This is a genomic window from Vibrio sp. OPT46 (assembly GCF_015163535.1).
GTDB classification, from domain to species: Bacteria; Pseudomonadota; Gammaproteobacteria; order Enterobacterales; family Vibrionaceae; genus Vibrio; species Vibrio alginolyticus.
On sequence record NZ_JADDYG010000517.1, the window covers coordinates 1 to 9,601 of the forward strand.

The 9,601-nt window shown below is 45.2% G+C and carries 9 protein-coding genes; 5 read left to right on the forward strand and 4 right to left on the reverse strand.

Annotation, left to right across the window (positions count from 1 at the left end; genetic code table 11):
• A partial coding sequence (locus IQR33_RS20960; protein ID WP_193844019.1) for a flavin reductase family protein occupies positions 1-826 on the forward strand: 826 nt, incomplete at its 5' end.
• Positions 827-1,039: 213 nt separating this feature from the next.
• On the opposite strand, the gene IQR33_RS20965 is transcribed toward IQR33_RS20960, so the two are convergent.
• From IQR33_RS20965 to IQR33_RS20975, 3 genes are all read right to left on the reverse strand, one after another.
• Entirely contained in the window at positions 1,040-1,981 is a 942-nt protein-coding gene (locus tag IQR33_RS20965) for a class I SAM-dependent methyltransferase (protein ID WP_042522024.1), read from the reverse strand.
• 31 nt (positions 1,982-2,012) lie between these two features.
• The gene (locus IQR33_RS20970) at positions 2,013-2,705 is read right to left on the reverse strand and encodes a TIGR01621 family pseudouridine synthase (protein WP_025551686.1); all 693 of its coding nucleotides are present in this window, start codon (positions 2,703-2,705) and stop codon (positions 2,013-2,015) included.
• An 82-nt stretch (positions 2,706-2,787) separates the two neighbouring features.
• Positions 2,788-4,158, reverse strand: a complete 1,371-nt coding sequence (locus tag IQR33_RS20975) for a sodium-dependent transporter (RefSeq protein ID WP_042522154.1) — start codon at positions 4,156-4,158, stop codon at positions 2,788-2,790.
• A 430-nt stretch (positions 4,159-4,588) separates the two neighbouring features.
• Between IQR33_RS20975 and cls the strand changes: the two genes are divergently transcribed.
• The 4 genes from cls (at position 4,589) to IQR33_RS20995 (ending at position 9,487) form a co-directional block, all read left to right on the forward strand.
• Positions 4,589-6,043, forward strand: a complete 1,455-nt coding sequence (gene cls / locus IQR33_RS20980; protein WP_005378105.1) for a cardiolipin synthase — start codon at positions 4,589-4,591, stop codon at positions 6,041-6,043.
• Positions 6,044-6,254: 211 nt separating this feature from the next.
• A complete protein-coding gene (locus IQR33_RS20985) occupies positions 6,255-7,460 on the forward strand; it encodes a cystathionine beta-lyase (protein WP_042522027.1) in 1,206 nt (401 codons plus the stop codon).
• A 248-nt stretch (positions 7,461-7,708) separates the two neighbouring features.
• Positions 7,709-8,614 carry an esterase/lipase family protein gene (locus IQR33_RS20990; RefSeq protein ID WP_005378107.1) on the forward strand — a complete coding sequence of 302 codons (906 nt, stop codon included), beginning with the start codon at positions 7,709-7,711 and terminating at the stop codon, positions 8,612-8,614.
• Between the two features lie 12 nt (positions 8,615-8,626).
• Positions 8,627-9,487, forward strand: coding sequence for a lipase secretion chaperone (locus tag IQR33_RS20995; protein ID WP_193844020.1), 861 nt, complete (start codon positions 8,627-8,629; stop codon positions 9,485-9,487).
• Positions 9,488-9,511: 24 nt separating this feature from the next.
• Here the strand turns inward: IQR33_RS20995 and IQR33_RS21000 are convergent.
• The coding region (locus IQR33_RS21000) for a DNA-3-methyladenine glycosylase I (protein ID WP_193844021.1) at positions 9,512-9,601 on the reverse strand (90 nt) is incomplete at its 5' end.

Sequence of the window (9,601 nt, forward strand, 5' to 3'; positions counted from 1 at the left end):
CAAACGAGTATCTGGCGGTAAAGTATCGAACTACATCGTTGACTCGCTGCTGCTAGGTGATACCGTTCAAGCATTACCACCAGCAGGCGAATTTAACTGCATCGACCATCCACCCGTGTTACGTGATGGCGAAACAAAAGCCTTGCTTATCAGTGCAGGTTGCGGCGTCACGCCCGTATTTTCGATGGCAAAACACTGGCTGAGTAATCAAGATGAAAACGACAACGATGTGGACATCGCATTTCTTCATATCGCACGCAGCCCAGAAGAGACGATTTACTACGACCAGCTAGAAACGTTCGACGCTGTGTATCCCAACTTCCATTTAAAGCTGTTGCTGAAAAACCGAGAAGGAACATCGCACCCACAAGGTCGTTTGAATGCCGACTGGCTTAAAGAGCTTGTTCCTGATTTCAAGCAACGCACCGTTTACCTGTGTGGTCCAAGCCAGTTTATGCAAGATGTTCACGGCTATTTGAATGACCTTGGTTTTGACATGATGAACTTCTACCAAGAGAGTTTTACGCCAGCGACTGGCGCAGAATCATCGGTCTCCGATGAGACGGTTAACGTTTCTGTTCCTGATTTTGCTCAAAGCATCGATGCGCAAAAAGGTCAGGTACTGGCCGATGTGCTCGAAGGCGCAGGTTTACCATTAATCGTCGCTTGTCGAAGCGGGATTTGTGGCTCGTGTAAATGCAAGGTTCGTAAAGGCAACGTCTCTTCCACCAGCCTAGAAACATTGACACCAGAAGAAATTGAACAAGGCTATGTGCTCGCCTGCTCATCAACCATCGAAGCGGATCTTGAAGTGCAGATCGGTTAATGCTGCTGGTATCGATCTTTTATTGTTTCCCGTCATTCCGACGAGCCTAGGCGAGATCAGGAATCTAATATCAGCGTGTTAGGAATAACTCACTCTGATAATAGACTCTGAATCACACTCGCGTCTCGCTATTCAGATTAACGGGGTATCGTGGAAATGCCAGCCGTACTCAAACGGCTGGTATTATAGATAGGTACAACTTTCGTTTCGTCGTCATTGCTTCTCGCTAAACAGCAACACTTTCAATGCTGCTTCGCTGTCTACGTCCATAAACTCTGGTGGGTTATCCAGACGCTCACGGTATGTCAACTCTGGCGCTTCGTCTTTCATGCTTTCAATCAAGAAGTCGCTTGTCACAGATGGCGAGTTCACACATGCCATCACTTGACCGCCGTCTGCCAACAAATCCGGCAATCGACGTAGAATCTTTTTGTAGTCTTTCGTAAGCGCAAAGCTGCCTTTCTGGAATGAAGGCGGATCGATAATGATCAAATCATACTGACCAGATTTTTTAATCTTACCCCACGATTTAAAGATATCGTGCCCCATAAAGCTTACCTGGTTGATGTTATGACCATTTAGCTTGTGGTTCTCACGACCTTTAGACAGCGATGCTTTCGCCATATCGACGTTAACCACTTTATCTGCGCCCCCCGCAATGGCAGCGACAGAAAAGCCACACGTGTAAGCAAACAAGTTAAGCACGTTTTTATGCTTCGCATTTTCGCGTATCCAATCACGACCGTAGCGCATGTCCAAAAACAGACCGAAGTTTTGGTTGCGGCCAATATCCAATTGGTATTTCAAGCCGCTTTCTTCAACGACAGGGCGAGCGTCTAATTCACCGACAAGCACTTCTGAAGGCGCACCATCGGCATAACGGTGCTGAAGAACCATAGTACGACCTTGCTTGTCTGCCCACAGTGGTGATAGTGCCAACGCATTGAGGCCGCTTTTCAGCTCAGCGAGAAACACGTCATCGACTTCTTTAAACAAGTTGATGATCAACTGACCTTGTAACCAATCACAGGTGATTTGCTCTAAGCCCTCAAAACGACGGCCACGACCATGAAACAGTCGACGAATTTCGTTCGGAGCTTGCGCGAGCTCGGTTTCTAGATGCTGAAAAAACAGCGGAAGTTGTGATGCTTGCATCGAGTTCTCTTATTAGTTTTCTTTGTGACGGTTATTTGATCGTAGGCCAGTTCAGTTCCCAAGGGGAAAGCCAAGTATCCAAACCCTGAGAGACGATTTCACTGTGCCATTTGTTACCCAGCACTTGGTATTCTCGTGGGTCGCAAACAAAGCGATATTGCTCATCTCGGTATTGGAAGCAAAGTGAAAGTGCATGCAGGTAACCGCGATCAGCCTCATTGCCTGCATTGTAAATCGGGTCGCCAACAATACCTGAGCCAACCGATTTTAATGCCACGCGGATTTGATGCGTTTTACCAGTGTGTGGCTTACATAAAAATAGGCGCTCTCCGGGCTCTGCCGCAAGAGAGAAAAACTGGGTGACGGCTGGGTTATTTTTGCTGTTGACCAGCTTCCATGATGAACGGCGCGAACGCTCCATATCACCAACGACCAAACCTTGTTTCTTTTTCGGCTTTTTAGAGCCAATCGCTAGGTAGAACTTTTCTACTTGGCGGTCAGCGAAGGCTTGCGATAACGCACTGGCCGCTTTGGCGTTGCGTCCGAGGAGCAGAATACCCGATGTCATTTTATCCAAGCGATGGATAAGATAAAGCTGCTCATCACCACTCTGCTTAGCCACTTCTTGCAGCAGCATTGTGTCGCCATCGTCTTTATGAACAGAGACGTTAGGATGCTTATTGATGATCAGAAAATCGGGATGGGTATGTAGAATATCGAACATAAAAAACTGGCTCCACGTTTGGAGCCAGCAGTATACATAAGTTACCGGACAAAGCTATCGAGGCTTGCCCCCAAGGTCTTTGCTAAAGCTTCTTCGAGAAAATGCCAGCAAGACCAATGATTGCGATACCCAGCAGCATGATTTCACCTTTGCCACTATCAAAGCCAGACTTAATCCCCATGAAGGCAACAATAGCAATCGCAACAGGAATCAGGTATTTAACTAGGTTGTACCACAATCCAAATAGCGGGAAGGATACTTCGCCGTCATTAGTGATCTCTTTTTCTAACTCAGCACGGCTTAGGCGCCATCCTGCAAAGATACAAACCAACATACCACCAACCGCTAAGAAGATTTTGTCCGTTAGTAAGTCGAAGATATCAAAGGCACCGGTACCAAACAGCGTTGGTCCCATTCCACCTAACGATAGTGACGCAAAAATACATAATGCCGCCATAACTGCACTTGCAGACAGAACTGCGTTAGAGCGCTTCATGCCTTTCTCGTCAATTAGGTAAGACACGACAACTTCCAATAGTGATACTGAAGAAGTTAATGCCGCCACCGTCAAACCGATGAAAAATAGCAACGCGAATAGCAACCCAATCACACCGCCCATTTCAGCAAATAGCTGAGGAACGACAACGAATACAAGACCAGGGCCTGCTGCAGGCTCCATGCCAAAGGCAAACATTGCTGGGAACATAGCAACACCAGCAAGAATCGCGACACCTGTATCCATCGCAGTAACCATACCGGTTGTTTGAACTAGGTTCTCTTTCTTCTTCAGGTAAGAACCGTACGTCATCATACAACCCATACCTAAGCTAAGTGAGAAGAACGCCTGCCCTAGTGCAGCAAGAACTACGTTGCTGTCGACTTTAGAAAAGTCCGGCATGAATAAGAACTCAAGGCCAGCCATTGCACCTGGCAGCATCAAGCCTTTAACAGAAACAACGATTAGGATTAAGAACAGAAGCGGCATCAGAACCTTACCAGCTTTCTCAATACCACCCGAGATCCCTTTCATCACAATCATGACGTTAAGGAACAGGTAAACACCCATCCACATTAAAGGTTGAATCGGATCTGAGATGAAACCGCCAAAGCTGTCGCCAATTGCTTCTGGCGCGCTGAGTAGACCACCACCCACTTTAAAGATGTAGGCCAATGCCCAACCACCAACCACAGGGTAGAAGCCCATGATCAAAAGACCACTGAAGACTCCCATAACGCCAGTGAACGTCCAGCGTCGGTCAGTTGTTTTGAATGCACCTACGGCAGAAAGACCTGTCTTACGACCAATAGCGAACTCTGTCAGCATCACGCTAAAGCCGATAAAAATTACAAAGATAAGATAGATAGCAACGAATGCACCGCCGCCACTCTCACCTGCTGTGTAAGGGAATTTCCATATATTGCCTAAACCGACAGCGGAACCCGCTGCTGCCATTACGAAGCCTAGTTTAGACCCCCACGTATCACGTGGTGCTGCTGTATTAGTTGTAGCCACGCTTTTTCTCCAAAATTAGTTTGTTGTGTATGCATAGAGATAGGCGTCTAAAAAGTTTATGTAAAAATTATTGTACACTTATAAAATAAGCGTTCGACGCACTATGTCTAGAAAGTAAAGCAGCTCCCCTTTAAAATTGGAACCCCAAAAAAGTACATTTATCGCACAAGTGTCGAGTTACGCAGGTTAAATGCTGCTTTTTTATTCAAAAGTTAAAGAATGACCTTATTTTTCACATTAAAATAACAGAATCAGCTGTTATGAAATTTGTTCCTCATATAAGGTCAATCCCACGTCTAAATGGGAAATCTATTCCCCCAACCCACTTTTATGCTTAATATCCTAGAAGGGCATATTACTCTGAGCGTATATGGACAAGTTTTATCACTTTCTTACTTTAGCTGGCATCGGGCTATATTGGTTACTGGTCGCAGGTGTGACCATTCGTGTCGTTTTAAAGCGCCGTGCAGTGAGCGTGTCTTTAGCTTGGCTAATGATCATTTATATCCTTCCCGTTCTGGGTGTCGCATGTTATTTCCTCTTCGGTGAACTGAACTTAGGCAGAAAACGAGCCGAACGTGCGAAAGAGATGTTTACACCATTCGAGAAGTGGTTCAGTCAACTTAACGACTGTAACGCGCACAACCCAGAAACGATGGGAAGGCACATCTACCGAATTGATGAACTTTGTAACAACCGCCTTGGTCTTCCCGCATTGAGCGGTAATACATTGTCGCTGCAACAGTCACCTAATGAGATTTTGCATTCCATTATTGAAGACATCGAAAACGCGCAGAGCAGTATTCGAATGGTATTCTACATTTGGCATCCAGGTGGTTTGGCTGACTCTGTCGCTTCTGCACTTATCCAAGCGGCTAAACGCGGCGTAGATGTCAAACTATTGCTCGATTCAGCAGGTAGCCCGCGTTTTTTCAGAAGTCCTTGGTATCGAATGATGCAGGATGCTGGAATTGAAGTTATTCAAGCGTTAGAAGTGAAGATGTGGCGTATTTTCTTACGTCGTCTTGATCTTCGCCAGCATCGCAAGATCATCGTAATTGATGATGAAATTGCTTATACCGGTTCAATGAACTTGGTTGACCCGGCTTACTTCAAGCAAAATAGTGGCGTTGGGCATTGGGTGGACATCATGGTTCGCATTACGGGACCAACGGTAAACGTATTGAGTGCCATCCACTGTTGGGATTGGGAAGTCGAAACTGGCGAACGCCATTTACCGAGACTACCTGAATGTAAAATCGATGAGAGTGAATTCCAACACCCTATTCAGGTTGTGCCTTCTGGCCCAGGTATGCCGGAATATCTGATCTATCAAGTATTAACATTGGCAATAAACCAAGCCAATCGCTCGGTACGAATCACAACACCATATTTCGTGCCCAATGCTGATTTACTCGAAACGTTAAAGATGACAGCACAACGAGGCATTGACGTTGAACTCATTATTCCCCATAAAAATGACTCTATGATGGTGCAATGGGCGTCACGCGCTTTTTATAGTGAGCTCTTGAGTGCAGGGGTCAAGATTTATGAGTTTTATGGTGGTTTGCTGCATACAAAATCTGTCGTAATTGACGACCAATTCTGTTTAGTTGGCACCGTAAACATGGATATGCGCAGCTTGTGGCTGAACTTCGAAGTGACCCTCGCCGTTGATGACGAAGAGTTCACCAAGCAAATGTCTTGGTTACAAGATAGCTATATTAAGCAATCTCACACTGTTGTATTGGAAGAGTGGGAGAAAAGGAGCCTATTTTCTCGGTTCTTAGAGCGAGTGTTCTATCTCTTCAACCCACTCCTCTAATACCTCAAATACACCGACTAAAAAACCTCCAGCGCTACATGCACCCTGCTGGAGGTTTGTTCTTTTAGCTCCCTATCTACACGATACCTCTCGACATCATTACCTGTTCATCTTGGCTGTTATTGGCTTATAGTCGACTTTTCCCTTGCATAACCTACGTCGTCCATGTTTTAAATATTCAAAACCGCAATATTTAAGACAGGGAACTTTTATGTCAGAGGGAAAAAAAACCAAACTCATTACCGCTGGCCGCGATAAAAAGTGGACAAATGGTGTTGTAAACCCACCCGTTCAACGCGCTTCAACTGTGGTATTCAATACCGTTGCAGAAAAGAACCAAGCCACCATTAATCGTGCAAACAAAACGTTGTTTTATGGTCGCCGAGGCACCAACACGCACTTTGCTTTCCAAGACGCAATGGTTGAGATTGAAGGTGGAGCTGGTTGCGCGCTTTACCCTTGTGGAACGGCAGCAATTTCAAACGCCATCCTCTCTTTCGTTGAAACTGGCGATCACATTCTAATGGTGGACACTTGTTACGAACCAACTCGTGACTTTTGTAACACCATAATGAAGAAAATGGGCATCGAAACCACCTATTATGACCCAATGATCGGTGAAGGTATCCGAGACTTGATTCAGCCGAATACCAAAGTCCTTTTCTTGGAGTCTCCTGGTTCAATAACCATGGAAGTCCAAGATGTACCTACATTAGCGCGCATTGCCCACGAGCAAGATATCATCGTGATGCTTGACAACACATGGGGAGCAGGCGTGAACTTCTCTCCTTTCGAGCATGGCGTAGACATTTCCATTCAAGCGGCAACTAAGTATATTGTTGGACATTCAGATGTCATGCTAGGTACTGCTGTGGCTTCTGAAAAGTATTGGGATCAGCTTCGTGAACAAAGCTACCTGATGGGTCAGTGCGTTTCTCCTGACGACGCATACCTAGGTCTTCGAGGTATTCGCACGTTGGATGTTCGCCTAAGACAGCACGCAGAAAGCAGTTTAAAAGTCGCTCAGTGGCTCGCTTCTCGCCCAGAAGTTGATCATGTCCGCCATCCAGCTTTAGAAACAAGCCCTGGCCATGAGTTTTTCAAACGAGACTTCACAGGTGGAAACGGCTTGTTTTCATTTGTTCTCAAAACGTCTTATCCAAAAGCGACGACGGCTCTGCTTGATGGTATGAAACACTTCAGTATGGGTTACTCTTGGGGCGGTTATGAAAGCCTCATTCTAGCTAACGAACCTAAGAGCTTTAACAGCCTGAGAACCGTAGCTCACCCACACTTTGAAGGTACTTTGGTTCGTATTCATATTGGCTTAGAAGACGTAAATGACTTGATCGCTGATTTAGAGGCTGGTTTTGCGCGTTATAATGCCTTAATGCTTGAAAAAGAAGCCTCCCTATAACAATGATTGAATCGCCCTGCATTGCGGGGCGTTTTTATAACCCTCTGACTTAATTAGAATTAACTAACATTCGCCCGAACCATTAATTAATGTTAATCATTTGTGTTGTTTTTCAATTGAGCAGTCACAGAATGAAATAATGTGCCATAAATAGGCTTTTCAAATTTAGAGTTTCTCTCCTACTTTTTATCATTCATAAGAGGTCATACCACAAGGAGATAGTTTTGAAACTCAAATTTATAGCGCTAATGCTTTTTACCTTAGTTACCGTCCCAATAACCTCCGTATACGCTGCGACAGGTTATACCCAAACCAAGTATCCGATTGTCTTGGTTCACGGTTTGTTTGGTTTTGATACCCTGGCAGGCGTTGATTACTTTTTCGGAATACCACATTCCTTAACAAAAGATGGTGCTAAAGTTTATGTTGCACAGGTATCCGCGACCAATAGCAGCGAAGTTCGAGGGGAGCAACTGCTTGCTCAAGTAGAAACCTTACTTGCAGCTACAGGCGCAGAGAAAGTCAATCTCATTGGTCACAGTCATGGTGGTCCAACAACGCGCTATGTTGCCTCTGTCCGTCCTGACCTAGTCGCATCAGTTACGAGTATAGGAGGCGTTAATAAAGGGTCTAAAGTAGCCGATTTAGTTCGTGGCACCGTATCTGAGGGTTCGGGGAGTGAGCAGCTCGCGGTAAAACTGGCGCAAGGTTTAACCACTCTTATTAATCTTCTATCAGGTGGTTCTGATCTCGACCAAGACCCTTTAGCCTCATTAGCAGCCTTGACCACGGAAGGATCATTGGCGTTTAACCAGCACTACCCAGAGGGAGTCCCTACCAGTGAATGTGGTAATGGCGACTTGCTAGCTTCAAATGGCGTTTATTACTACTCATGGACCGGATCATCCACTTTTACAAACGTTTTCGATCCGACTGACGCTGCCATGATGGTACTTGGCTTAGCCTTTGATGGGCCGAATGATGGCTTAGTTGGTGCGTGCAGCACACATTTAGGCAAAGTCATACGTGATGATTATCAAATGAACCATTTGGATGAAATTAACGGTCTACTCGGTATTCATCATCTTTTTGAAACCGATCCAGTCACGCTTTATCGCCAACATGCAAATCGTCTCAAACTTCAAGGTTTATAAGAGGTCATCACAATGAAGAAAGTCGCTCTCACCACTTTTATCCTGCTCTCGATATTTGGCGTGGGAGCGCTTTCTCTGTTGCAAAGCGACAAACAACAAGAGATAACCTCTAACCATTCGCCATCTCAGCAAGATATAGCCGCCGATGTCTCTTCCCCAAAAGATTTCTTCGAATATTCTCTTAGCCGGCTGGGCGAAGAAGATCTCGATACGATCAAAGCGGAAGTCAATGATGACACTTTAGCAAAGCAAACTCTGAATATTGATGCCAAACTTTTTCAAACCTACCTTTCCTACAAGCAAGCACTCTCTGCATTAGAGCCTTTTGAGCACAATCACCTAACGCTTGAACAGTTAACCATGCTGAATGAAGCAATACTGAACTTACAGCTTCAATACTTTAGCGAGGCGCAGATAACCCAATTGTTTGACGAAGAAAACCGACTTCGCCAACTTGCTTTAGAAAAGCTGACGATTAAAACACAGGCATCGGATATCGAGAGTCAAGAACACCTTCTCAATCAAGCGTTATCAGAACAACCGGATTACATACGAGAAAGTGAACGCAATAACGCATTAGCAAAGCAGCTCGAGCAAGCTTCTCAGCTTGATTCACAAGACAAGTACATCGCCCGTGTTGCTCTGGTAGGAGATGCCGGAGCGCAGAGGCTGCAAAAACTTGATGAGCAAAGAGCATCATTTGAGACTCAACTCGCCACTTACTTAAAGCAGCGTCAAAATATTCTGAATAGAGATTTTCTAGGGCAAGACGAAAAACAGGCAGAAATCATTGCTTTAAGAAAACAAAGCTTCGATACCACTCAATGGCGTCGAATCGAAGCTTTGGAACGTATTCATGATAGCCAGAACTAACAACATTAGCTTAATCGCCAAACGTTACTTATTCTGCTTTTTAGGACATCCAACGATATGGTCATCCACCATGCCGACGGCTTGCATGAAAGCATAACAGATGGTTTCACCGAC